Below are 23,718 nucleotides of genomic sequence, written 5' to 3'. Positions count from 1 at the left end.
GAACTGGAGACCGGTTCCTGGCCGAGCTTTATCTCCGGAATCAAGCGTCTGCGTGATCAGCATCCGGACGAGCGGATCAACCAGATGTCCAATAGCCTGCTCGGGCAATTGGAGCACTCCTATGAGACCCGCAAGGGTTATTGGAAAGGAGGCACCGTCTCCGTGCTCGGGTACGGCGGCGGTATCATCCCGCGCTTCTCGGAGGTCGCCAAGGCCTTCCCGGAGTCCAAGGAATTCCATACGTTGCGCGTGCAGCCGCCGGCGGGCAACCATTACACGACCGCGATGCTGCGCCAGTTGGCCGATAGTTGGGAGAAATACGGCTCCGGCCTGATCACCTTCCACGGCCAGACCGGCAACATCATGTTCATTGGTGCCGACACCAAGAACACCCAGCCATTTTTCGACGAGATCAACGCCTATGGCTGGGACTTGGGTGGCGCCGGTCCCTGCGTGCGGACCGCCATGTCCTGTGTCGGCTCGGCCCGCTGCGAGATGTCCTGCACCAATGAGCTGAAGGCCCATCGGATGCTGGTCAACCGCTTCGTCGATGACGTGCATCGCCCGGCACTGCCCTACAAATTCAAGTTCAAGGTCTCCGGCTGCGCCAACGACTGCCAAAACGCCATCGAGCGCTCGGACTTCGCGATCCTCGGTACCTGGCGCGACGATCTGAAGATCGATCAGGTTGAGGTGCAGAACTATGTCAAAGAGAAGGGCCGTCAGTATTATATCGACAATGTCGTTATACGCTGCCCGACCCAAGCAGTGAGCCTGAATGACGACGACACCCTCAAGGTGGATAACCGCGCCTGCGTGCGCTGTATGCACTGCCTGAACGTGATGCCCAAGGCCCTGCATCCCGGCGATGACAAGGGCGTGACCATCCTGATCGGCGGCAAGCGCACGCTCAAGATCGGTGACCTGATGGGCACCGTGGTGGTCCCCTTCAAGAAATTGGATACCGAGGAGGACTACGCCTCACTGGTAGAACTCGCCGAGACCATCATCGAATTCTGGGCCGACAACGGGCTGGAGCACGAGCGCTGCGGTGAGATGATCGAGCGCATTGGGCTCGCCAATTTTCTCGACGGCATCGGCATTCCGCCCGACCCAAACATGCTGAGCCACCCCCGCCAGTCCTCCTATATTCGCACCGACGAGTGGGACGAGGCCGCGGCGGCCTGGTATGCGCGCCTCGCCGAAGCCGGTCCCGGCGCAGACCTCTGACCGCCTGCGTGGCCGCCCAGGCGGCTACCGGGTTCTGACGAATAACTCGCTGATTGACTGGAGGACAGGCGATGGCAGACACGCGCGAGCCGATCGAATCCGGCTGCCCGGACCCCTGGCAGTATATGCATCCCGTGATGCGCAAGAACTTCGGCCAGTGGAAATATCACGAACATCCTCGCCCCGGGGTGCTCCGACACGTGGCCTGGAGCGGGGATGAGATTTGGACGGTCAAGGCCGGCACCCAGCGCATCCTGGACGTCTTCACCTTGCGCACCCTGTGCGACATCGGTGACGCCTTTGGCGAGGGTCACGTCCATTTCACGCTGCGCTCCAACATCGAGTTTCTGGTCGCCGCTGAGGCCAAGGTTGCCCCCCTGATTGCGGCCCTGGAAGCGGCCGGCTTCGTGGTCGGCGGCACGCAGAATTCGGTGGCGATGATCTCCCACACCCAGGGCTGGCTGCATTGCGACATCCCCGCGACCGACGCCTCCGGCGTGGTCAAGTCGATGATGGACGAACTCATTGATGAGTTCCGCAATGCCAATATGCCCAATCGCGTGCATATCACCACCTCCTGCTGCCAGATCAATTGCGGCGGGCAGGGTGACATCGCCATCAATGTCCAGCACACCAAGCCGCCGCGCATCAACCACGACCTGGTGGCCAACATCTGCGAGCGTCCCACGGTGGTGGCCCGCTGCCCGGTCGCGGCGATTCGCCCGGCCATGGTCAACGGTAAGCCGTCGCTCGAGGTCGATGAGCGCAAGTGCATCTGCTGCGGCGCCTGCTATCCGCCGTGCCCGCCGATGCAGATCAATGACCCCGAGCACTCTAAGCTCGCTATCTGGGTGGGCGGCAATCACTCCAACGCCCGCGGTAAGCCGAGCTTTCAGAAGCTGGTGGCCGCCGGTATCCCCAACAATCCGCCGCGCTGGCCGGAGGCCACCGCGATTGTCAAGCGGATATTGACGGCGTACAAAGCCGGAGCGCGGGATTGGGAGCGGATCAACGAGTGGATCGAGCGCATCGGTTGGCCGCGCTTCTTCGAGGAAGTGGACCTGCCGTTCACCAAGTATCACATCGATACCTGGCGCGGCGCCCGCGCGAGCTTCAACAGCTCTTCCTATATCCGCTTCTGAGCCGCGAGGTCGACATGAAGTTTGCACTTCAGATCAACGAAGGACCCTACCAGCACCAGGCGTCGGATACCGCCTACTGTTTTGCCAAGGCGTTGTTGGAGCAGGGGCACGCGATCTTCCGTGTTTTTTTCTATCACGACGGGGTCAACAACGCCACGCGATTCACCACCCCGCCCCAGGATGACCGGCATATCGTCAACCGCTGGGCGGCCCTGGCCGAGCAGTATGAGTTGGACCTGGTCGTCTGCGTGGCTGCGGCCCAGCGCCGCGGGGTCGTGGACGAGGGTGAGGCGACCCGTCATAAGAAGGACGCGACGAATATCCACCCCCGGTTTCGGATCTCCGGTCTGGGACAGTTGGTCGAGGCGGCGATCCAGGCCGACCGGCTCGTCGTCTTCGGCGATTGAGGGCACGACGTCATGTCAGAAACCATCAAGAAATTCTTGTACCTGAATCGCAAGGCACCCTACGGCACCATCTATGCCTGGGAGTCGCTGGAGGTGGTCCTGATCGGTGCTGCCTTCGATCAGGAGGTGAACCTGCTGTTCATGGACGACGGGGTCTATCAGCTCACCAAGGGGCAGGACCCGAGTGGGATCGGGATGAAGAACTTTTCCCCGACCTATCGCACCCTGGGTGACTATGAGGTCAAGAACATCTTCGTCGATCGCGACTCATTGGCGGCGCGCGGTCTGACCCAGGACGATCTGCTGCAGATCGCCTGGGAGGACCTCGACACCGACGAGAGTGTGGAGAACATCGTCACGGTGGTCGACGCGCCGCGCGTCAGCGCCCTGATGGACGCGGCCGACGTGGTCTTCAGCTTCTAAGGGGGTCCTATGAGCATCCTGCACACCGTCAACAAGTCACCCTTCGAGCGGAATTCGTTGGCGTCCTGCCTCAAATTTGCCACGCCCGGTGCCGCCGTGCTGCTGATCGAGGACGGGGTTTACGCCGGGCTGCGCGGCACCACGGCCGTGCCCTTGATCACCGATGCACTCGAGCGGGTTAAAATCTATGTGCTGGGCCCGGATCTGAAGGCGCGCGGCTTTGCCGCGGAGCGCCTGATTCCCGGTATCGGCGTCGTCGATTACGCGCAATTCGTGGCCCTGGCCGTGCAACACGCCAAGGTTCAGGCCTGGTTGTAGTCTTTTTTAACCGATAACACGTCTCTGGAGAATCGCAATGGCTGACACGATCGATGTCGATGGCAAGGAATTTGCCGTGGACGAAGAGGGCTATTTGGCCAACCTGAATGACTGGGTGCCCGGCGTGGCGACGGTGATGGCGAAGCAGGACAACCTGGAACTAAGCCAGGACCACTGGGACATCATCAATTTCCTGCGCGAATATTACGAGGAATATCAGATCGCCCCGGCGGTGCGGGTGCTCACCAAGGCGGTGGGCAAAAAGCTGGGTGCGGACAAGGGCAACAGCAAGTACCTGTACAGTCTGTTTCCTTACGGCCCGGCCAAGCAGGCGTGCCGTTTCGCTGGACTGCCGAAGCCGACCGGCTGCGTCTGACCGCTGATTTGCCGGGGGCACGGGCGTGCGCGCCCGGCGCGCCCCAGGCCCCGACCGGTCCCACTGAGGTAGCGTATGTCGTTTCTGACCGAACTCTATGCCTACGTGTTCTATGGCGCCGCGCTGGTGTTCGTCTCCGGGCTGACCTATAAGGTTGTCCAGTACACCCTTGCTCCGGCCCCGCTCAAAGTCCCGACCACTCCGGCACCGACGACTCGGGGCGGGGTGGTGTTGCGCATGACGCGTGAAGTGGTCTTGTTCGAGAGCCTGTTTCGCGGTAACAAGTGGACCTGGATGTTTGGCTGGCTGTTTCATTTCGGACTCTTTCTGGTGACCCTGCGTCACCTGCGCTATTTCCTGAATCCGGTGCCGGCGTTCATCGAGTTTATTCAACCGTTCGGCGTCTATGCCGGATTCGCCATGATGATCGGCCTCCTGGGCCTGTGGGCGCGGCGCTTCTTGGTGGATCGGGTACGCTATATTTCCGCACCCGCGGATCATCTGATGCTTGGGCTGCTGCTCCTGATCGGGGCCAGCGGGTTGCTGATCCATTTCCTGGTCCATACCGACATCGTGGCGGTCAAGACCTTCATCGTTGGTCTCTATCGTTTCGATTTCAGTCCGCTGCCGACCGATCCCGTGTTGCTGTTGCACCTGGCCTTGGTCGCCGGTCTGATGATCATCTTCCCGTATAGTAAGTTATTGCATGCCCCCGGGCTCTTTTTCAGCCCGACGCGTAACCAGGTGGACAACCCCCGGGAACGCCGGCACTTGGCTGCCTGGGCGTCCCGCCTTGAGCGGCCCTGATCGCTCGCACAGGAGGTTGAACCATGGCTAAGGCCACCTTTAAAGTCCCAGTGCTGAGCCAGTATCCGCAGCTGCCCCCGGTCACCCCGGGGAGCATGGCACACAGTGCGCCCTTCCGGTCCAAACCCGAGTTCCAGGCGCCACTGGGTTTCCCCGGCGAGTTGGTGGAGAACTGGCAGCAACGGGCCATCGAGAAGATGGGTGAACTGCTGGGTCGCTATCGGTCGCTGCGGGTCTATCTGGATGCCTGTGTCAAGTGTGGCGCCTGCACTGACAAGTGTCACTATTTCCTGGGCACCCAGGACCCCAAGAACATGCCGGTCGGGCGCCAGGACCTGATGCGCAAGGTCTATCGGCGGTATTTCACCCCGGCCGGGCGCCTGTTTCCCAAGCTGGTCGGTGCCGAGGACTTGACGAAGGAGGTCTTGGACGAGTGGTACGGCTATTTCCATCAGTGCTCCCAGTGTCGCCGGTGCTCGGTCTTCTGCCCCTGTGGTATCGATACCGCCGAGATCTCGATGGCCGCCCGCGAGATCATGGATGCCATTGGTGTCGGGCAGAAATATTGCAATGAGATTATCGCTAAAGTCTATAAGGTAGGCAATAATCTAGGCCTGCCCGGTCCGGCCCTGGTCAATACCCTGGAGGGGCTCGAGGAGGATGTATTCGACGACACCGGGGTGCGGGTGCGTTACCCGATCGATCAGGTGGGCGCCGAGATCCTGTTTGTCACCCCCTCGGCGGACTTCTTTGCCGAGCCCCATGTCGATGGATTGATCGGTTATGGTAAGGTCATGCATGAGTCGGGCCTTAGCTGGACCTTCAGTACATTGGCCTCAGAGGCGGCCAATTTCGGCCTTTTTATCGGTTCTTACGAGAATATGCGCCGGGTCGCGATGCGTATCCGCGAGGCCGCCATCCAGCTCAAAGTCAAGCGAATCGTTTTCGGTGAGTGCGGTCACGCCTGGCGGGTCGGCTACAGCTTTCTCAACAGCCTGGCCGGTCCCTGGGACTTTCTCGACCCGCGCTACCCGGTGCCGCAGCACATCTGCGAATTCACCTGGGACCTGATCCAACAGGGCCGCTTGACGCTGGACAAGAGCCAGAATGACGACAAGGTCCTGACGTTCCATGACTCCTGCAATGTCGCGCGCGCCTCACGCATGGGTGACACCGCTGGCGGTCAGTTCGAGATCCCGCGGGCGATCATCCGTGCGACCTGCAACCATTTCTTTGACATGGACGAGGAGACCATCCGCGACCGCACCTTCTGTTGCGGCGGCGGCGGCGGGTTGCTCACGGACGACCTGATCGAACTGCGCGTCAAGGGTGCCAAACCGCGCATGGAGGCCCTGAACAACGTCATCCAGGAGAAGGGTGTCACGCACATGGTCGCCATCTGCGCGATTTGCAAGAGCCAGTTCACCAAGGTTCTGCCTTTCTACGGAATGGAGATGGACCAGGTCATCAGTCTCCACCAACTGGTGTCCAATGCCATCGTGCTCACCCCGCGGTATGACGACGCTGATGATGGCGACGGGGCGTAGGGCCACGCCGACGACGCGGATGAGGACGCGCCGCCGTGAGTCCGGGCGCCCGCTCGATGTCGGGTGCGGCGGTCGCGCGCCGCCCCGGGCTGTGCAATGACAAGAACACCCAGGGTCAAACTGGTTAGGAGAGACATGCGATGGCGACCCCCGCTAACGAGATCAACACCAAGCCCTCCTGGCGCCGCTACGCGGACGGGCACCAGGAATGGGAGTCATGGACCGACAAGATATTCGCCCAGGACCACTCCCATAAGTGCCCGACCTATGTCCACAAGACGCCGCCCTGCCAGGCCAGTTGCCCGTCCGGCGAGGACATTCGGGGATGGCTGGCGATCGTGCGTCAGCAGGAGAAGCCGCCGGCCGATCTGACCTGGCAGGAATATGCCTTCCGCCGCGCTACCGACGCGAACCCCTTTCCCTCACTGATGGGCCGGGTCTGTCCGGCGCCCTGTCAGGCCGGGTGTAACCGCACCGAACTGGAGTCGGCCGTCGGGATCAACGCGGTGGAGCAGTTCATCGGCGACACCGCCATCGCTAACGGTTACCGCTTTGCGGCGGCCCCGCCGCTGACCGGGCGGCGCGTCGCCATCATCGGCGGTGGGCCCGCTGGCTTGGCGGCGGCCTATCAGCTGCGGCGCAAAGGCCACGCCTGCACCATCTTCGAGTCCAATGAGGGCCTGGGCGGCATGTTCCGCTACGGCATTCCCGGCTACCGGGTGCCGCGTGACCAACTCGACGCGGAGATCCAGCGCATTCTGGATTTGGGCGATATCGAGGTCCGCTTCAAGACCCGGGTTGGGGTGGATGTGCAGGTCGCCGACCTGGAGCGTGACTTCGACGCCGTCCTGTGGGCGATCGGCTGCCAGAGCGGCCGTGGCCTTCCGGTGCCGGGGTGGGAAGGCACACCCAACTGTGTCTCGGGCGTGGCCTTCCTCAAGGCCTTCAACGAGGGGCGCATGAAGGTCACCGCTGAGCGGGTGGTCTGCGTCGGCGGTGGGGACACGTCCATCGACGTGGTCTCGGTGGCGCGCCGTCTCGGCCACATCACCAAGACCGGCCACCAGGAACTGCCGGAGACCGTGGTCCACGACGGCTATGTCGCCCATGATGCGGCCTTGAGCGCCGCGGCCGAGGGCGCCGAGGTGACCCTGACCTCGCTCTTCGTGCGTGCCGAGATGACCGCCTCCGAGCACGAGGTCCATGACGCCACCTACGAGGGCGTGACCATCCTCGACGGCGTGATGCCATTGGAGGTGATCTTGGGTGCCGACGGTCGGGCCACCGGTCTCAAGGTCGCCGACTGCCGGCTGACCAATGGGCGTCCCAGCCCGGTCGAGGGGACCGAGCGGGTCCTCGCGGCGGACCTCATCGTCTCTGCCATCGGTCAGGGCGGGGACCTCACCGGCCTCACGGCCTTCGACAATGGCCGCGGACTCATCAACGCGGACAAGTTCGGCCAGGTGCCGGAGCACGCCGGCCACTTTGTCGCCGGCGACATCATCCGTCCGCACCTCTTGACCACCGCTATCGGTCAGGCCTGGATCGCGGCGGACTCCATTGATGGCTACCTGTCACAGGCCGGGCAGCGCCGCCGTCCCAAGGTCGACGTTCATCATTTTAACCTGTTGGACAAACTGGCCGAGGTCAAGCGCACGCCCGAGTCCTTTAGTGTGCCGGCCCGGGGTGACCTGCGCGGTACCGACGACGGCAATTGGGCGATCCACAACTATGAGGATCGCTCCAGCGCCGAGGTGATTGGCCAGGACGAACTGTTCCTTGGTCACTTCAACTATCACGCGCAGAACCACCGCCAAGAACAGGTGCCGGATGCGCAGGGGGTGCTCGGTCACTTCAAGGAACGGGTCATCGGGCTCACGGATGCGCAGGCGGTCGACGAGGCCAAGCGCTGTATGTCCTGCGGGATGTGCTTTGAGTGTGACAACTGCGTGATCTATTGCCCGCAGGTCGCCGTCTATCGGGTGCCCAAGTCGGAGCGGACCACCGGCCGCTATGTGGCCACTGACTATGCCAAGTGCATCGGCTGCCATATCTGCGCGGATGTCTGTCCCACCGGCTACATCAAGATGGGGCTGGGTGAGTGACTGGTCGCGGACCAATACATTGGGAGGCGTCCGATGGCTAGAGTGCTAATGTCAATCCCGGCCTGGGGCTGCCTTGGCCTCACCTTGCTGGGGCTGTGCTGGACGCTGACTGCCCAGGACGCCTTGGCGGGCGATGCGCCGCGCTTTGTGCAGCCAGGCTCACGGGCGGCCGCGCTCGGCGCCTGCGTCGAGTCCACGGCGTTCATGCGTCGTAACCACATGGAACTGATCAAGCACCAGCGTGACGCGACGGTCCACCAGGGCATCCGCGGTACCCGCTACAGCCTGGCCGGTTGTATCGACTGCCATGTCAGTCACACACCGGATGGCCAACCGGTGGCGGTCAACGAAAAACAGCAGTTTTGTTCTGCCTGCCACGCGTTCGCGGCAGTCAAGGTCGACTGTTTCGATTGCCACTCCGGGGTGCCCCGCGGTGGGCCCGCGCGTTCGTCGGGCGGGCAGGGTGGCGGCGTACCCGAGGGCGACCTGCGTGGGAGCGGTCAATGATGAAGCACCCAGATGAGACGATCGATCACGGGCGCCGGGCCTGGTTCGGCCTGGCGGCCGGCGTGACCGCGGCGGTGGCGGCGCCCGGGGTCATCCTGCAGATTGCCAGTGCCGACCCCGATCCTGCACCAGTCACCGCGGCCGCGCGCTGGGGCCTGCTGATCGACACCAACAAGTGCGCCGCCGGCTGTCGCGATTGTGTCGATGCCTGTGACCGGGAGAACGGGCTCGATCGCCAGAGCAAGCCGCCCTCACAGTCGCCGGCCGCCTGGACCGACCAGAAGGCGGTCTGGGTTCGCAAGGTCAAGCTGGCCGACGACCTAACCGGGCGGGTGACCAACCTGCCGCTCATGTGCCAGCATTGCGAGCACCCGCCCTGTGTGGACGTCTGCCCGACCGGGGCGTCCTTCAAGCGGGCGGACGGAATTGTGGTGGTGGATCGTCACATCTGTATCGGCTGCCGCTACTGCATGATGGCCTGCCCCTACCAGGCGCGCAGCTTCGTCCACGAACCCATGCACGATCAACTCACCCAAGTTCCGCGCGGCAAGGGGTGCGTGGAGAGCTGCAATCTCTGTGTCAGTCGGCGCGACCACGGACTCGCCTCGACCGCCTGTGCGGATGCCTGCGCGGCGGCGGGCAAGGGCGCCATCGTCTTCGGTGACCTGAAAGACCCGGCGAGCCCCATCAGCCTGGCCCTGCGGGCCATGCCCAGCCGCCAGCTCCGCGAGGATCTGGCGCTCAACACCGGCGTGCGGTATGCGGGCGTCTAGCCCCGGGGGACTTAGAGGCATGAAACGCATCGTTTATCGTGAATGGCGTATCCCGCCGACCCGCTATTGGGGCATCCTGGGGCTACTGGCGGTAGTGATCGGGCTGGGGGGGCTGGCCGCGCTCTATTTGGAGCACCAGGGGCACTGGGTCACCGGGATGAACAATTTCGTGGTGTGGGGTGTCCCCCATGTCTTTGCCGTGTTCCTGATCATCGCCGCCTCCGGGGCGGTCAATGTCGCGTCCATCGCGACCGTCTTTGGCAAAGGCAGCTATCAACCGTTGGGGCGGCTGTCCGGACTGCTCGCGGTGGCGCTGTTGATCGGCGGGCTCCTCATTCTGGTGCTCGACCTGGGGCGTCCGGACCGGCTGCTGGTGGCCCTCACCCACTACAATCTGCGTTCCATCTTCGCCTGGAACATCTACCTCTATACGGGGTTCATCGCGCTCGTCATTGCCTATCTGTGGAGCATGGCCGACCGGATGGGCCTGGCATTCAAGCGGCCGATCGGGCTGGTCGCCTTCGGCTGGCGGATCGCGCTGACTACCGCCACCGGTTCCATCTTCGGTTTCCTGGTCGCCCGGCAGGCCTTCGATACGGCCTTCCTGGCACCCATGTTTATCATCATGTCACTGGCCTATGGGCTGGCCATCTTCATCCTGGTGCTGCTGTTCAGTTTTGATCAGGAGGGACGGCCAGTGGGCGAGCAGTTGCTGCGGCGACTGAAGAACTTGCTCGGGGTTTTCGTGGCGGCGGTGTTGTATTTCACCCTGGTCTATTACCTGACCAAGGGCTATGGCGCCAAGAACACTGACTTGGTGGGCTGGCTCCTGTTCGGCGGTGGGAGCTATTCGGTGCTGTTGTGGATCGGCTGGGTCCTGGCCGGCACCCTGGTGCCGCTGGGTATCCTCTGGTACCCGAGTACCAGGCGGGACTGCCGCTGGATCGCCGCCGCCTGTGCCCTGGTGATCCTGGGGGGGCTCGCGGCACTCTATGTGATCCTCGTCGGCAGCCAGGTCTACCCGCTGCCGATATTCCCGGGGCACACCATCCTGGACTCCGGGTTCTTGGATGGCGTCAAGGTGGGGGCGGCGTCCTATCGCCCCACCCTTCCCGAACTCCTGCTCGGACTAGGCGGTGTGGCGGTGGCCCTGCTCCTCACGGCCGTCGGCGTGCGGGTGCTCCAGTTCCTGCCCGAGTCACTCGCCGACGCCGATCTGCCGGGGGACGGGCAGGACCCGGACGCGCCCGCCGGCGCCTCCAAGGCGTCTTATATCAGCGAAATATCGGCTGGTTAGCCGAGTCGGCATGCATGGCCCATCTGTATATCTCCGCCGCGCATCGCTCCTCGGGCAAGACCACGGTGGCCATCGGACTCTGCCGCGCCTTTCGCGACCGGGGGTTGCGCGTCCAGCCGTTCAAGAAGGGGCCTGACTTCATCGATCCACTGTGGCTCGGCGCGGCGGCTGGGCGGTCTTGCTACAACCTGGACTTCCATACCATGGGGCGGGACGAGATCAGCGCCGCCTTCGCGCTGGAGTCGGCCGGCACCGACCTGGGGTTGATCGAGGGTAACGTCGGGCTCTATGACAGCACGGACCTTGCGGGTTCCAACAGCAATGCGGCACTGGCCAAGCACCTGGGCGCCCCGGTGGTCCTGGTCATCGACTGCCAGGGCATGGCGCGCGGGATTGCACCGCTGCTCCTGGGATATCGCGCCTTCGATCGGGACCTCGCCCTCGCCGGTGTCGTACTGAACAAGGTCGGCAGCGAGCGCCACGCCGGTAACCTGATCCGGGCCGTGGAGCACTACACCGACATCCAGGTTCTGGGGGTCCTGCCGCGCGATGAGTCGCTGACCATTGCCGAACGCCACCTGGGCCTGATGCCGAGCAATGAGGCGGCGCAGGCCGAGGCCTGGATCGAGCGCATTCATCGCCGGGTGGCAGACGTGCTGGATCTCAATCGGCTGCTGGAACTGGCCGAAGCGGCGTCGGCGCCGGCACCGATCGCTGCGGCCCCGCCGGTCCCGAGCGGAACCAGGGTCCGCATCGGCATCGCCCGGGACTGCGCCTTCGGCTTCTATTATCCGGACGACCTGCGCGCACTGGCCGCCGGCGGGGCCGAACTGGTCGCGTTCAGCCCGGTGGATGACCCGGAACTCCCGGCAGTGGACGGACTCTTGCTCGGCGGCGGCTTCCCCGAGTTCCGGATGGCCGAACTGGAAGCCAATCGCGGCATGCGCGCCCATGTCGCCGACTTCATCGCCCGGGGCGGTCCGGTCTACGCGGAATGCGGTGGGCTCATGTATCTGTGCCGGGGTCTGCGTTGGGGGGATGAGCGGCGAGCCATGGTCGGGGCGCTCAATGCCGAGGCGCAGATGCAGTCCAAACCCCAGGGGCGTGGCTATGTCAGCCTGCGAGAGACTGACGCCTTTCCCTGGCCCGGGCCGCTGCCCACGGGGCGCCGGGTCCAGGCCCACGAGTTCCACCACTCGCTGGTCGTGGCGCCTGACCCGCATTGGAACTACGCCTATGAGGTCCTGCGCGGGGTCGGTATCGACGGGCGCTGCGACGGTATCGTGCAGGGCAACCTACTGGCGAGTTACGCCCACCTGCGCGACGTGGGTGGACTCAACTGGACCGGGCGCTTTCTCGGGCATGTACGGCGCTGCTTGGGGGCGTGATCGCGGCGCTGCTTGACGGCTGCGTGCGCCACTGTATCCTAGCCACCGCAAGGGTAGGCTGGTGGCGGAACTCCGACCTGTGACCCGTGACTCCTCCGCCCCAGAGGATAAAGGGCGCGGTGCCACTTTCTGTTGAACCACGACAGCACCATCCCGTTCCCGTTCCCGTTCCCGATCCACCGGTCACCGTAGCAACCGCGACGGCACTCGGTCCCCCCAGGCGTTAAGGATGTAAGGATTGGAGACGCGCACATGTCGGGCAATGTTTATGACTTCCTGCATGGCCAGTGGCGGGGCTACAAACGCCGACTCCACCAGGTCTGTGTGGTCAGTCACGCGCGGGCCTTGCTGGACTGCGTCTGTGATGGCTGCTCAGGCGGGGACCCCGCACACCTGATCCAATGTGTCACGACCTGGATCAACTGCGTGGTCGGGCGGGACCTGGAGGAGCGCAGCCAGGCCCCGGGAGCGGACCCATGCTGGGGGCAGTGCCTGCGCCTCTTCTACAGTCCGGAGCGGATGGCCCGGCAACTTGCGCGCAGCCTTGAGCCGATGTGCGCGGCCTGGTGCCAGGGCACGGACGCGCACGCGCGGGCGATCCTCTGGAACACACTGTCACACTATTTTTTCGAAGCCCGGTTCGATGTCGATGGTCCCACCGGGCAGCATCGGTTGCGCAACTGGGTGCGCATCCAGCACCTGTTGGTCGTAGTGAGCGGTAATGTGGAGCGGCAGGCCGCCGGCCTGCCGGGTGCGGAGCGCATAAAGACCCTGGGGCAACTGGAAGACCCCGCCTGGCTCGCGGCCGCCATCCTCGCGGAGTCCCGGCGCCCGGGTGCGCGCTATCGGCTCGATGACGTCACCACCGTCGCGGGCGTCCTGTCTTATCTTTATGAGTTCCTACCCCCCGCGGATATAGGCGATGTGGAACATATTCCGGCAGGCGACGGGCCACTGCCGCCCGATCTGCCCGATACCATCGCCTATTATGTTCATCATCCGGCGAGCCCCGCGGGACTGACCGCACCCGAGCGGGCCGCGTTGATCCTGGAATATTGGACCGAGGTACCGCCCATGTCCGACCGCGTCTTTCAAGACACCTACGGCCATACCCGCCAGACCCATCGCAACCGCGTCGCCGCCGGGGTCCGCAAGATCGCCCCCTGCGTGCGCCGCGATCTGGAATCCTGAGGTAGCACATGATGAACCAGGGGCAAGCACGACTGACCCAAGACGTCCTGAACGCCATCGCGGCGACGGACCCGGAGGATACGCAACGGCTTGCGGATGAGCGCCTGCGGGCAGTGATCGATGGACGCCAGCCCCTGACACCACCCGAGCGGCGGCTGCTCGCCCGCTCGGCCGCTACCCGTGACCGCCTGGCCTGGTTGCGCCACCTCACGCGGGCGCAGGCGCTGGCGGCCTGGCAGGCACAGGCACTCGGCCCCCAGCCGCTCCAGTTGCTGGCGGCGGCGGACGAGACCCCGGCCGTGGCCCCCGTGCAGTTGGTCGGCGAGCATTACAGCGTTGCGTTGATTCCGGTTGATCTGGAGGGCCTGACCTGGCGCATCGCCGTGCAGATCGCGCCGCCGCTGATCGCCGCGACCCCCGGCGGCTTCCAACTCCTCGACAGCGAGGGCCTGGTCTGGCTGGCCGGACACCCGGATGCCGCCGGTGAACTGGTGGGCTTCTGGCAACGAGAAGAACCGTTGTGGCAACGGGTCCATCGCGTCCGTCTGGAACTGGTGCCGCAGTGACCAAACGGCCAGACCCGCCTAATGCGTTGATCTATTTCCCGCTGGCCGGCGACCTCGAGCAGGGCCTGGCCGCGGTGCGCGTCATCGATTGGGGTCAGCTCGGGTCTTACACACGGTTGACCCAGGCTGGCCCCCGTGCGCATGAATTGCACAAGGACGACGAGATCGAAGGCACGATCCGCAGCGAGCGCCTGTGCGGCGGCTGCCGGTCGGGCGGCGCCACCGGGCAGCTGATGGTGGAACTGGTGGTGGCCGATGGGGCGCAGATCTGCGGTGCGAGCTATACCCTGGCCCTGGCGCTGGCGGATCGGATCGCCCGTGGCTGCCTCCCCCGGCTTGCGGGCCGGATGGTCATCGCCAGCGGTGTGGTCAAGCGCGACGGCGCGATTGCGGCGGTCGGGCGGATGGACGAGAAGCTCGCGGCGCTCGCCTGTGAGCTGACGCGCCGCCCCCTTGCCGCCCCCCTGCTGGTCCTGGCGCAAGACACTCTGGACGCGCTCACCACCGACGAGCGGCAGCGGTTGCAGGGTCTGATCGCCGCGGGCGTGCAGTGTGAGGGAGTCGCGGCCCTGGCCCACATGGGGTCGGACTGGCCCCCGGAGACCGCGCCGGGGCCGGACTCGTGGTGGCGCCGCCTGCTGACAAGTTGGCGACGCTTGGCGCGTCAGCCGGTGCCGGCGGTGACCACTGCACGCGGCCGGAGTTGGCGTGTTCGGGCGGCGGTCTTGGTGATCGCCCTGATCGGCGGTCTATTGGTCCGGCCGCCCATAGGCTGCGACAGGCTGTCCACGGACCCCGCCACCATTGAGCGCTGCTGGGCGCCGCGGCCGGTGATCCTGCGGGCCGACTGCGCGGTGCAGCACCAGAGCGGTGAGCGCACCCCGCGGCACTGTCCGAGCGGTACTTTTCTCTCCGCGGAGGATGGGTTTTCGCTGGAGGTCAGGCCAGCCGCGGCTGGTTGGCTCTATGTCTATTATTTGGATGAGGCGGGTGGGGTGTTGGAGGACCTGCGGCCGAACCGCAAGCCCTGGCCAGTGCTGGCGGGTCAGACGCTACCGCTGATACTCCCCGGTCGGATCAGTTCGTCGGCCGGCCGCCCCGCAAATGGGCGCTTTTTTGCCGTGCTCACGCGGGAGCCGCTGCCGGCCCTGGAAGGCGCGCCCGCCGCGGACCTCAAGCAGTTCCTGGATGCTGTGGCCGACGAATTCGTGTTGTGCGGCGACCCCTAATGAACGCACCCAGAGATCAGGAAAGAGCCATGACTGTTCGACCCGCGCCGCATCGTTCCCTACCACGGAACCCCGGTACCCCGATACTCGCCTGCTGTCTCGTGCTGGTGCTGAGCCTTTTGCTCGGTCACCCCCTGGCGCAAACGGGCGGTGCAAACGGTATGTGGCGCCTTGCCGCCAGGGATGGACAGAGCTTCGCCATCGCACCGGACGGCGGCCTGTGGGCCTGGGGGGCCAACGGGCAGGGCCAGCTCGGTGACGGCACGCGCATCGACCGCTTGATTCCAGTGCCGGTCCTGACCGGGGTCGCGGCCGTCGCCGCCGGTCAATTTCATACCGTGGCCCTGAAGACCGACGGCAGCCTGTGGGCCTGGGGGGTGAACTACCGTGGCGAAGTCGGCGACAACAGCGACGTGTACCGCCAGACTCCCGTCCCGGTCATGACCGGGGTCGCTGCCGTGGCGGTGGGGGCTCATCACAGCCTGGCGCTGAAGACCGACGGCAGCGTCTGGGCCTGGGGTGCCAACGAACGCGGACAGCTCGGGGACGGCACCACGACGTATCGACGGGCACCGGTCCAGGTGCTCACCGGCGTGGCGTCCGTGGCTGCCGGCGGTTGGCATAGCCTCGCCATCAAGACCGACGGCAGTCTGTTGGCCTGGGGGATCAACGATTACGGCCAACTCGGTGACGGTACTCACCTGGATCGGTCGCGTCCGGTTCAGGTTCCGCTCGGGGGGCTGGCGGCCGTGGCCGCGGGCGCTTGGCACACCCTGGCGCTCAAGACCGATGGCAGCCTCTGGGCCTGGGGGGAGAACAGCTTTGGCCAACTTGGCGACGGCACCACCATCGAGCGCACCAGCCCGGTGTCGGTCACGACCGGGGTCGCGGCCCTGGCGACCGGTTCTTTCCATAGCCTGGCCATCAAGACCGACGGTAGTCTCTGGGCTTGGGGGTGGAACCAATATGGCCAGCTCGGTGATGGGACCGCGACGGATCGGTTGACTCCGGTCCAGGTCCGCACCGGGGTCGTGGTCATGGCGGCCGGGACCTATCACACCCTGACCATCGATACCCAAGGCGTGTTCCGGGCCTGGGGGTGTAACGAACGGGGGCAACTCGGCAACGGCCGGACGACGGGTTTGACCGGCCCCATCGAACGCTTCCCCTCGCCGTTCAATCCATATGATATGCAGAGGATTGCCGCCGATGAGTCGCACAGCCTGTCCATCGAAACCGACGGTGTACTCTGGGTCTGGGGCTACGACGCGGATGATCCGCCCGGCGCGGGTACCAACAAAGGGGGGGCACGGCGGCTACTCCAGGTCCGCAACCGGGCCGCGGGGGTGGCGGTTGGCTGGCGGCATGGTCTCGTCATCCAGACCGACGGGAGCCTCTGGGCTTGGGGGTGGAACCGCTACGGCCAAATCGGCGATGGCACGACCGCGAAACGCGCCAGCCCGGTGCGTGTCCTCGACGCTGTCGGCGCCGTGGCGGCCGGGACCTACCATAGCCTGGCCGTCACGCTGGACAACCGTCTGTTGGCCTGGGGGAATAACTGGGACGGCCAGCTCGGCGACGGCACCACCATGGATCGCTTGAGCCCGGTCGCAGTCCTGAGCGGGGTGGCGGCCGTGGCGGCCGGTTCGAGTCATAGCCTGGCGCTGAAGACCGACGGCACCCTTTGGGCGTGGGGCTGGAACAAGTATGGCCAACTCGGCGATGGCACGACCACCGATCGATCGACTCCGAAGTTAGTAATGGGCGGCGTCGTGGCCGTGGCGGCTGGCTGGGGACACAGCCTGGCCCTGAAGGAGGACGGCACCCTCTGGGCCTGGGGGCATAACGCCTATGGCCAACTCGGCGACGGCACCACCACGGATCGGTTGCTTCCGGTCCAGGTCCAGATCGAGCGCAAGAGCAAGGTCAAGGCGGTGGCCAGCGGCTATTACCACTCGTTGGCCCTACAAACCGACGGTACCCTCTGGGCCTGGGGGGACAATGAGTATGGCCAGCTCGGTAACGGTCCCGTCTCCTATCGTGCGATTCCGACCTTTGTGATGGGCGCCGTCGCGGCGATGGCGGGCGGGATGTACCACACGGTGGTCCGCAAGATCGACGGCGACATCTGGGCCTGGGGACGCAACCGGCGCGGTCAGTTGGGCGACGGGTCGACGATCGGTCGGCCCAGTCCGGTCCGGGTAATCGCGATTCCGCAGAGCGCTGGCGGCTCGCCCCCCTGAGGGACCCAGGCCAGCCACCCCCGCCTGCCGCGTTCGGCCGCATCGCTTAGGTCCGTCGTTCCGGCCGGATGCCGGAACCCAGCGCCAGGGATGGCCAGCATCAACCTCCACATCGGGCGTTCCTACGCGCCCACCAGCCGTTTCCCGGCCGCCGGGTTTTGGCCTGCGCATCCACCGCCAAGTCCCGGTCAGGGATCACCCCGCTACGCTCGCTCCGCTTTTTTTTTGGCTTTTGTCACCCTGCCCCCCGGGCAATAGGGGATGACGACAGCCGTTGCAGGTATCCGCCAACGTCCGCGTCCGCCGCGCTCACTGGTGAAGCCGCGCGGTTGCCTGATCGCAAGCGCATATCAAGAAGCGAGCAGAGCCCATGAACATCAATGTCAGTATCACTGAGACGATGTCCCCGGATGCGTGCGTGGTCGGCCCGGTCGGCGCCAGCAAGTCATAGGACACACTCAACCGCCCGGTGCTCCGATGCCGAGCCGGAGTCGGTCGTTCTACTGACTCGCTTGTGGTAATTCCGCCGATTCGCCGTTGTCTCTCTTATTGCATAGTCGTTACCAGGGGTGGCGGCTGTGCTGACCTGCCGATCACCCCGAGCTTGATGATGGACTTTGAAATGGGGGCTGTCGTGATGATTCAAGACGCCGGGGCCAATGGCCCAGAATTGCTCCAAACAGGCCGCACGGGCGGTGGCTCGGGTGCCGGACCGCAGCCAGCGCGTGCGCCGGAGCACTGCTGCTCTCCAGTCGCGGCAGCCGGGGCCGACGAGCGACTGTTCTCGATCGAGGCATCCTACAACCCGCACCTCCTGCCGGGGGCGACCCGGCTCGAGGTGGTCCTGACCCTCAGCGCGGCACTTCCCGACTCCCGCGCCGCCGATCTGGACCAGGTCAGGCTGCGCCTTGAGCCCCCCCGCGGTTGCCGCATCACCCGCGTCCAACAGCAGTCCCCGGAATACGTCGAACTGATCGGGCTGGGGGGCCCGGCCGGCGGTGCCATTGAGGTCCCCTTGGGCACCTGGGGGAACGAGTCGCGCGACTATTTCGTGGTGGCTGAATTGACGCCTGCGGAGGCGGGCGAGGAGGCGCTGGCCTTCTGGCTGCAAGTTCTGTGTGTGCACCGGGGTGCGCAGACCGCGATCGACGGGGGGCGGGTCATTGCGGATTGGACCGCCGACCTGGCCTTGGCCGCCCAGGTCGATCCCCGGGTGGCCTATTGCAACGCGCAGCAGGAGTTGGCCGAGTCGATCCGCGATGGCTTGGGGGCCAGGTGCCGAGGGGAACTGATGCTGGCCACGCTCCTGCTCGGGCGGGCGGTGCAGATCAGCGCGGCCTTGGGCAACGCGGCGGTGATCCGGAGTCTGGAGTCTGTGGTGGAGATTTTGAATGCGCCGGAGGGGACGGTGCGGTTGCGGCCCGGGGGCGCCCTGTTGGATCTGGAGATGCCACGGAGAAACGCCGACCAGTGCATCTGACCGGTGGGTCTCAATCACCGCGCCGACGCGCAGGTGCGGTCCTGCCGAAAGACCTCCGACGGCTGCAATAGTTGAGGGTGCAGTGACAGGAGTCCCTGGCCGCCTTGCGCCGTCCGACCGATCCTCGCTGGTTCACTCCGCTGGACCCTCCTTGGTCACACCGCTTCGGGATTGGGCAAGTACTTCGCGTATCGGTCGTTCTGCCTGTTGGTTTTTGTCACCCCGCCCCCCGGGCAATAGGAGATGACGGTCGCCTCCTCGCGGTCGGTGGTTGCTCCTGCCCCGTAGGAGCGGCCACCCGGCCGCGACGAGTCGCCGCAAGTCCCGGCAACTGGAGCACTGAGCGGCGCCAGCCGCCGGACTGGCTGTCACGGCCGGTGGTCCGATCCACCGAACCGATTCACCGAAAATCAACGAGCACAATGAGGGGAAAGCGCCATGAGTATCCGATCTGTTTGGCGTCGATTCACACCGCGGCCCTGGCATGCCGGGGCCATCGCCTGCTGTTGCGTGCTGGTCCTGAACCAGGGGCCGGGCTCGCTGGCGGCGACCACCGCGACCGCCGTGACCACGGACGCCGTGGCGCTGACGAGCACGGTGCCGGCGAGCGATGCGGACCTGCGCGAGCGGGTCGCGCGCGATGGGTGGGTCCGGGTGCAGGTGGACCTGGTGCAGCCGGCCAGCGCCGCCGCACCGCCGGACCCGATCCAGACGACACTCCTGCAAACCGACCTGGATCAGGCGGCGCAGGACCTGCTGTTCGCCTTGCCTCCCGATTCTTATAACCTATTGTTGCGGGTGCCGGGCTCATCCAGCTTCACCCTGCGGGTCGATGCCGCCGGGTTGGATGGGCTGCTGGCCTCGCCCCTGGTGGCGGCGGTGGCGGCGGCGGGCACTGCCGATATGGAGCGGATTGCAGCAGGTAGCATGTACAGCCTGGCCATCAAGCCCGACGGCGACCTCTGGGCTTGGGGGAATAACTGGTTTGGCAAGCTCGGTGACGGCACGGCCACGGATCGCTGGCGTCCGGTCCAGGTCCTGACCGGGGTCGCGGCGGTGGCGGGCGGGGCCAACCACACGTTGACCCTCAGGACCGATGGCAGTCTCTGGGCTTGGGGGGGAAATGATTTCGGCCAACTCGGCAACGGTACCACCTCGAATGACTCGTATACTTACCCGAGCACGCCGACCGAGGTCTTGACCGGGGTTGCGGCGGTGACAGCTGGTCATATTCACTCGCTGGCCATCAAGATTGACGGCAGCCTTTGGACTTGGGGATATAACAAATTCGGTCAGCTCGGCGACGGCACGACCACGGATCGCTCGAGCCCGCTCCAGGTGCTGACTGGGGTCGCCGCCGTGGCGACAGGTGGTTACGGGCACGCTTTGGCCATCAAGACCGACGGGAGCCTCTGGGCCTGGGGAGAGAACACGTATGGCCAGCTTGGCGACGGAACGCACACAACTCGATTGGTTCCGGTCCCCGTCATGAGCGGCGTCGTGGCTATTGGGGCGGGTTGGGGCTATAGCATGGCGCTGAAGACCGACGGTAGCCTGTGGGCTTGGGGTCATGGCCTACTTGGCGACGGAAAGACCACGGATAGCCTTAGCCCGATTCTGGTCCTGAGCGGAGTCACGGCCGTGACGACCGGTGTTTCTCACACCCTCGCGATCAAGACTGACGGCAGCCTCTGGGCCTGGGGATCGAACGGGTTTGGCCAAATCGGCGACGGCACGACCACGAATCGCTTGAGTCCGGTGCATGTCATGGACGGGGTCTCGGCCGTGGCGGCGTCCACTAGTTCTCACACCCTGGCAATGAAAACCGATGGCAGCCTCTGGGCCTGGGGGCGTAACGTATTTGGCGCACTCGGGGACGGCACGGCCACCGATCGTTGGACCCCGGTCCAGGTTGTTACTTCATCCACCGACTTCGTGGTCACCTCCCTGGTCCAAGAACCGACCAGCCCCACCGTCGCCGGTACCTTCAGCGTCGCGGTCACTGTCCAGAACCGGGGTACCGCGGCCGGGACCCCGGGAACGCTTCAAGTCTGGGCCGACCAGGCCGGCACGCAAAGCTGCGGTGCCACGGGTGATCAATCCGCGACCCTGACAAGCCTGGCGCCGGGCGCCAGCCAGACGGTCACGATCAAGGGCCTGCCGGCCGGTGCCGCCGGGGCCAAGACCCTGCGCGCCTTCGTTGACAGCGCCTGTGTCACCGCAGAGGCCAACGAGGCCAACAACCAGTCCACCAAGACCTACACCACCGTCAACGACGTCACCCTCACCCTGGCCAAGGCCGGCACCGGGTCGGGAACCACCGGCGGCGGCGGGACCTATGCCTACAACACCCAGGTCACGCCTAACGCGAGGGCGGCGCCGGGTTCGACCTTCACCGGCTGGACGCCAGCGCGTTGCGGCGGTGCCTTCAGGCTCACGGCTGACGCCACCTGCACCGCCACCTTTGCCGCGGGCCCCGACTTCGTGGTAACCGATGTCGTTCTGATGCCCGCCAGTCCGCTCCCGCGCGGCACCTTCAGTGTCGCCGTCACGGTGAAAAACGAAAGTCAGTCGGTCGGGGCGCCGGGAAGGCTCCAGGTGTGGGCCAATCAGGCAGCCACGCAAAGCTGCCGCGCCATGGGTGATCGCTCTGCGCTCCTGCCGCCCCTTGCGCCGGGCGTCAGTCGCACCTTCATGCTCAGCGGTCTGCGGGCCGGTATGGCCGGTATGGCCGGGGCCAAGACCTTGCGTGCCTTCGTCGACAGCGACTGTCTGACCGCGGAGGCCAACGAGGCCAACAACCAGTACACCAAGACCTACACCAGCTTCAATGACGTTACCCTGACCGTGGTCAAGGCCGGCACCGGGTCGGGAACCATCGGCGGCGGCGGGACCTACCGTTACAACACCCAGGTCACCCCCTCTGCGCGCGCCGCGCCCGGCTCGACCTTCACCGGCTGGACGCCGGCGAGTTGCGGTACCGCCTTCGCGCTCAGCGCCGACACCACCTGCACCGCTACCTTTGCCGCGGATAATCCGGGATCGGCGCGCAAGGGCATGACCTGGGGCAGCGCGCACGACAATGCTCTGGGTATCGACCGCATCGGATGCGGTACCTACTGCGACGCCTATAAGGGTGAGACCTCCTGCTCGGTCGCGCTGCCGGTCCTCTGTTTAAAGGTCGATGGTTCACCGCGCCCGAACTATGCCGTGCCCACGAGCTGTCCGGGTGTGGCCATGACGTGCGACTACTATAACGGCTGGGCAGAAGGCAAGACGGCTGCCACCGTACCGACGGCGGGTACCAGCCTGAACTCAGTCACCGCCGGTGACGCCCTGTGCCAAAGCCAGTTCGGTGCAGGCTGGAGGATGGCGGAGTTCCACGACGGGAGGCGGCTTCCGGGCATGGGGCTGAACCGACTTTATGGAAGTGTCGGGGACTCCGCGAGTCCCTGGCCGACGACCGGTACGAGTCCCGGTGGATGGGCATTTTACGCCTATGGCAACCTGAGCCCGGATATGCGTTACTGGGTAAAGATCGACGGTCAACCAGCCAACTGCTGGAATTGACGCGGGGCGGGGCCACCATTGCGGTGGCCCCGTGCCATTCCCCTCGCCTCGCCCGTTTTAAACAATCGCCGCACGCCTCGGATTGCGCCTGCGCATCCGCTCTGTCCTTGCCCCCAAGTTCCAGCCAGGGATCACCGCTGTTTGTTCGCTCTGCCGTTTGGCTCTTGTTACCCCGCCCTCCGGGCAATAGAGGATAAAGGAGCGGATGAAGGCCACCGCCGAAGGGAATCGGCTCGTTCCGCGCCCGCCGCAATCGATTGCAAGGGGGCCAGGTTGCCTGGTCACGAGTGAACACAGAACTGGAGACAAACAAATGAACGTCAATGAAACTCCTGGTATCGGATCATCAGCCAGGGACTGCCAAGTGGACGCCGGCTTGCCGCTACTGAATTCGCGCGTGTTCTCGCGAAAATCGTCAATGTGTCTGCGGGCACTGCTTGCTGCGGAGCTCCTGTCCAGCGCGGCAGCGGTTGCCGACGTAGCCGTGAAGATCGATCCTGTGAAAAATTGCCTGGACACCTCCACCGGCACCTTTCCTTTCGTTGAGGCCGCCGTTGGCAACGACGGCGACACCGCACTGATCGGCGCGCCGCCGGTTTGGGGTCGGGATGAGCGGGCGCCGGGCGAGGTCTACACGTTTCGCTTTACCGATCGCTGGTCCAGCATCGCCGCCAGGGCCTAAACCTGTGGGCGGCGGATCAGTGTCCGCCCGTCGATCAGGAATACCAGCGCCAGGAACAGTGCGAGCAGTGAGAAGCCCACCGGCAGTGCACCCCAACCCATTCCACCGACCATCAGCCGACTCAGTGCATAGAGCGCCAAGCCCAGCACCAGATACCCGAAGACCCGTTTGAGGTCATAAGGGACCGGGTAGTAGCGCCGCCCCAGTACATAGGAGATCACCACCATCGCGCTGTAGCAAGCCAGATGAGCCCAGGCCGCGCCGGCATAGCCATAGCGCGGGATCAGTGTGAGCAGCACGCCGACCGTGATGCCCGCGCCGATCAGCGAGACCCAGGCCCCCATCAGGGTCCGGTCAGTGAGTTTGTACCAGATGGACAGGTTGACATAGATGCCGAGCAGCAGGTTGGCAAACAGCAGCACCGGGACCACGGTCAG

The 23,718-nt window shown here is 65.2% G+C and carries 21 protein-coding genes; 20 read left to right on the top strand and 1 reads right to left on the bottom strand.

All coding sequences use genetic code 11. The features are described from left to right. The 20 genes from dsrA to QZY44_RS21000 form a co-directional block, all read left to right on the top strand. Positions 1-1,230: dissimilatory-type sulfite reductase subunit alpha (gene dsrA, locus QZY44_RS21095; RefSeq protein WP_295451488.1), on the top strand; the 1,230-nt coding region annotated here is incomplete at its 5' end. Between the two features lie 71 nt (positions 1,231-1,301). Then, a complete protein-coding gene (dsrB, locus tag QZY44_RS21090) occupies positions 1,302-2,372 on the top strand; it encodes a dissimilatory-type sulfite reductase subunit beta (RefSeq protein WP_295451483.1) in 1,071 nt (356 codons plus the stop codon). Positions 2,373-2,386: 14 nt separating this feature from the next. Then, on the top strand, positions 2,387-2,779 hold the full coding sequence (gene tusD / locus QZY44_RS21085; RefSeq protein ID WP_295451478.1) for a sulfurtransferase complex subunit TusD: 393 nt from the start codon (positions 2,387-2,389) through the stop codon (positions 2,777-2,779). 12 nt (positions 2,780-2,791) lie between these two features. After that, a complete protein-coding gene (gene tusC, locus QZY44_RS21080) occupies positions 2,792-3,202 on the top strand; it encodes a sulfurtransferase complex subunit TusC (RefSeq protein ID WP_295451472.1) in 411 nt (136 codons plus the stop codon). A 9-nt stretch (positions 3,203-3,211) separates the two neighbouring features. Beyond that, on the top strand, positions 3,212-3,520 hold the full coding sequence (tusB, locus tag QZY44_RS21075) for a sulfurtransferase complex subunit TusB (protein ID WP_295451468.1): 309 nt from the start codon (positions 3,212-3,214) through the stop codon (positions 3,518-3,520). A 37-nt stretch (positions 3,521-3,557) separates the two neighbouring features. Next, positions 3,558-3,896: a TusE/DsrC/DsvC family sulfur relay protein gene (locus QZY44_RS21070; protein ID WP_295451456.1), complete on the top strand. Its 339-nt coding sequence runs from the start codon at positions 3,558-3,560 to the stop codon at positions 3,894-3,896. A gap of 75 nt (positions 3,897-3,971) precedes the next feature. Next, the gene (locus tag QZY44_RS21065) at positions 3,972-4,703 is read left to right on the top strand and encodes a respiratory nitrate reductase subunit gamma (RefSeq protein ID WP_295451451.1); all 732 of its coding nucleotides are present in this window, start codon (positions 3,972-3,974) and stop codon (positions 4,701-4,703) included. Between the two features lie 23 nt (positions 4,704-4,726). After that, positions 4,727-6,250 carry a sulfate reduction electron transfer complex DsrMKJOP subunit DsrK gene (dsrK, locus tag QZY44_RS21060; RefSeq protein WP_295451444.1) on the top strand — a complete coding sequence of 508 codons (1,524 nt, stop codon included), beginning with the start codon at positions 4,727-4,729 and terminating at the stop codon, positions 6,248-6,250. 140 nt (positions 6,251-6,390) lie between these two features. Further along, positions 6,391-8,355, top strand: coding sequence for an NAD(P)-binding protein (locus QZY44_RS21055; RefSeq protein ID WP_295451439.1), 1,965 nt, complete (start codon positions 6,391-6,393; stop codon positions 8,353-8,355). Between the two features lie 33 nt (positions 8,356-8,388). After that, positions 8,389-8,862: a sulfur reduction protein DsrJ gene (locus QZY44_RS21050; RefSeq protein WP_295451403.1), complete on the top strand. Its 474-nt coding sequence runs from the start codon at positions 8,389-8,391 to the stop codon at positions 8,860-8,862. Next, positions 8,862-9,635 carry a sulfate reduction electron transfer complex DsrMKJOP subunit DsrO gene (gene dsrO, locus QZY44_RS21045; RefSeq protein WP_295451493.1) on the top strand — a complete coding sequence of 258 codons (774 nt, stop codon included), beginning with the start codon at positions 8,862-8,864 and terminating at the stop codon, positions 9,633-9,635. Before QZY44_RS21050 ends, dsrO begins: the two co-directional genes overlap by 1 nt. Positions 9,636-9,654: 19 nt before the next feature. After that, positions 9,655-10,932: an NrfD/PsrC family molybdoenzyme membrane anchor subunit gene (gene nrfD, locus QZY44_RS21040; RefSeq protein ID WP_295451400.1), complete on the top strand. Its 1,278-nt coding sequence runs from the start codon at positions 9,655-9,657 to the stop codon at positions 10,930-10,932. A gap of 14 nt (positions 10,933-10,946) precedes the next feature. Beyond that, complete coding sequence (locus QZY44_RS21035) at positions 10,947-12,320, top strand: cobyrinate a,c-diamide synthase (protein WP_295451397.1); 1,374 nt, start codon at positions 10,947-10,949, stop codon at positions 12,318-12,320. Positions 12,321-12,572: 252 nt separating this feature from the next. Beyond that, positions 12,573-13,511, top strand: a complete 939-nt coding sequence (locus QZY44_RS21030; RefSeq protein ID WP_295451395.1) for a hypothetical protein — start codon at positions 12,573-12,575, stop codon at positions 13,509-13,511. Between the two features lie 8 nt (positions 13,512-13,519). Then, the gene (locus QZY44_RS21025; RefSeq protein ID WP_295451392.1) at positions 13,520-14,077 is read left to right on the top strand and encodes a hypothetical protein; all 558 of its coding nucleotides are present in this window, start codon (positions 13,520-13,522) and stop codon (positions 14,075-14,077) included. Then, positions 14,074-15,306 carry a hypothetical protein gene (locus QZY44_RS21020; RefSeq protein ID WP_295451389.1) on the top strand — a complete coding sequence of 411 codons (1,233 nt, stop codon included), beginning with the start codon at positions 14,074-14,076 and terminating at the stop codon, positions 15,304-15,306. The genes QZY44_RS21025 and QZY44_RS21020 overlap by 4 nt, the downstream gene beginning before the upstream one ends. Before the next feature lie 29 nt (positions 15,307-15,335). Next, positions 15,336-17,549, top strand: a complete 2,214-nt coding sequence (locus QZY44_RS21015; RefSeq protein WP_295451386.1) for an RCC1 domain-containing protein — start codon at positions 15,336-15,338, stop codon at positions 17,547-17,549. A gap of 634 nt (positions 17,550-18,183) precedes the next feature. Continuing rightward, complete coding sequence (locus tag QZY44_RS21010) at positions 18,184-19,029, top strand: hypothetical protein (protein WP_295451383.1); 846 nt, start codon at positions 18,184-18,186, stop codon at positions 19,027-19,029. Positions 19,030-19,467: 438 nt separating this feature from the next. Beyond that, complete coding sequence (locus tag QZY44_RS21005; RefSeq protein WP_295451380.1) at positions 19,468-22,599, top strand: CARDB domain-containing protein; 3,132 nt, start codon at positions 19,468-19,470, stop codon at positions 22,597-22,599. A gap of 205 nt (positions 22,600-22,804) precedes the next feature. Beyond that, the gene (locus QZY44_RS21000) at positions 22,805-23,281 is read left to right on the top strand and encodes a hypothetical protein (RefSeq protein WP_295451377.1); all 477 of its coding nucleotides are present in this window, start codon (positions 22,805-22,807) and stop codon (positions 23,279-23,281) included. On the opposite strand, the gene QZY44_RS20995 is transcribed toward QZY44_RS21000, so the two are convergent. Then, positions 23,278-23,718: polysaccharide biosynthesis C-terminal domain-containing protein (locus QZY44_RS20995; protein WP_295451373.1), on the bottom strand; the 441-nt coding region annotated here is incomplete at its 5' end. The two genes, QZY44_RS21000 and QZY44_RS20995, sit on opposite strands and share 4 nt — an antisense overlap.

The organism is uncultured Thiodictyon sp., from assembly GCA_903837595.1.
GTDB lineage: Bacteria > Pseudomonadota > Gammaproteobacteria > Chromatiales > Chromatiaceae > Thiodictyon.
This window is presented reverse-complemented; position numbering and strand designations above follow the sequence as displayed.

What these genes read in the sequence shown, in the direction of transcription:
- QZY44_RS21065 (WP_295451451.1), top strand. Translation starts at nt 3,972, where the DNA reads ATGTCGTTTCTGACCGAACTCTATGCCTACGTGTTCTATGGCGCCGCG.
- QZY44_RS21005 (WP_295451380.1), top strand. Translation starts at nt 19,468, where the DNA reads ATGAGTATCCGATCTGTTTGGCGTCGATTCACACCGCGGCCCTGGCAT.
- QZY44_RS21000 (WP_295451377.1), top strand. Translation starts at nt 22,805, where the DNA reads ATGAAGGCCACCGCCGAAGGGAATCGGCTCGTTCCGCGCCCGCCGCAA.
- dsrB (WP_295451483.1), top strand. Translation starts at nt 1,302, where the DNA reads ATGGCAGACACGCGCGAGCCGATCGAATCCGGCTGCCCGGACCCCTGG.
- QZY44_RS21015 (WP_295451386.1), top strand. Translation starts at nt 15,336, where the DNA reads ATGACTGTTCGACCCGCGCCGCATCGTTCCCTACCACGGAACCCCGGT.
- QZY44_RS21070 (WP_295451456.1), top strand. Translation starts at nt 3,558, where the DNA reads ATGGCTGACACGATCGATGTCGATGGCAAGGAATTTGCCGTGGACGAA.
- QZY44_RS21030 (WP_295451395.1), top strand. Translation starts at nt 12,573, where the DNA reads ATGTCGGGCAATGTTTATGACTTCCTGCATGGCCAGTGGCGGGGCTAC.
- dsrK (WP_295451444.1), top strand. Translation starts at nt 4,727, where the DNA reads ATGGCTAAGGCCACCTTTAAAGTCCCAGTGCTGAGCCAGTATCCGCAG.
- dsrO (WP_295451493.1), top strand. Translation starts at nt 8,862, where the DNA reads ATGAAGCACCCAGATGAGACGATCGATCACGGGCGCCGGGCCTGGTTC.
- QZY44_RS21035 (WP_295451397.1), top strand. Translation starts at nt 10,947, where the DNA reads ATGGCCCATCTGTATATCTCCGCCGCGCATCGCTCCTCGGGCAAGACC.
- QZY44_RS21050 (WP_295451403.1), top strand. Translation starts at nt 8,389, where the DNA reads ATGGCTAGAGTGCTAATGTCAATCCCGGCCTGGGGCTGCCTTGGCCTC.
- tusC (WP_295451472.1), top strand. Translation starts at nt 2,792, where the DNA reads ATGTCAGAAACCATCAAGAAATTCTTGTACCTGAATCGCAAGGCACCC.
- tusB (WP_295451468.1), top strand. Translation starts at nt 3,212, where the DNA reads ATGAGCATCCTGCACACCGTCAACAAGTCACCCTTCGAGCGGAATTCG.
- tusD (WP_295451478.1), top strand. Translation starts at nt 2,387, where the DNA reads ATGAAGTTTGCACTTCAGATCAACGAAGGACCCTACCAGCACCAGGCG.
- nrfD (WP_295451400.1), top strand. Translation starts at nt 9,655, where the DNA reads ATGAAACGCATCGTTTATCGTGAATGGCGTATCCCGCCGACCCGCTAT.
- QZY44_RS21025 (WP_295451392.1), top strand. Translation starts at nt 13,520, where the DNA reads ATGATGAACCAGGGGCAAGCACGACTGACCCAAGACGTCCTGAACGCC.
- QZY44_RS21055 (WP_295451439.1), top strand. Translation starts at nt 6,391, where the DNA reads ATGGCGACCCCCGCTAACGAGATCAACACCAAGCCCTCCTGGCGCCGC.